Genomic DNA, 566 nt, shown 5'->3' on the forward strand with positions numbered 1-566 from the left:
ACTCTTTGCTGGTGCATCAAACCTTGTTGGGTAACTACCCAATGTCCATTCGCTGGCTTGCTCACCGTTATCTGCTCAATCAGAGTCTGGACTTCTATCAAGATGATTTTGCAGGGCGCGTTGCAACCAAAGTGATGCAAACCTCTCTCGCAGTACGTGAAACGGTCATGAAGAGCATGGACGTGTTTGTCTACGTGACGGTTTACTTCACCAGTATGGTCGTGATGTTAGCAGCTGCAGATTGGCGTTTAATGATTCCAATGATTGTCTGGCTTTTGGTTTACATCGCGATTCAGATTTACTTTGTACCGAAACTGAAAGATGTGGCCTCTGAGCAAGCCGATGCGCGCTCAACCATGACAGGCCGTATTGTCGACAGCTACACCAACATCCAAACCGTGAAGCTGTTTTCACATAGCCAACGAGAAACCCAATATGCCGAACAAGGCATGAAAGGATTTCTCAACACGGTTTATCGTCAAATGCGCTTGGTTACGGGCTTTGACGTGGCGGTTGAAATTTCCAACTACATCTTGGTTTTTTCCGTCGCGGCTTTGTCGATTTAT

Annotated in this window: 1 protein-coding gene; it reads left to right on the forward strand. The window is 46.6% G+C overall.

Going from position 1 to position 566, the window contains the following annotated elements:
- Positions 1 to 566: ABC transporter transmembrane domain-containing protein (locus tag R7Q46_RS29135; RefSeq protein ID WP_318078573.1), on the forward strand; the 566-nt coding region annotated here is incomplete at both ends.

The sequence above is a fragment of the Vibrio sp. 811 genome (assembly GCF_033339195.1).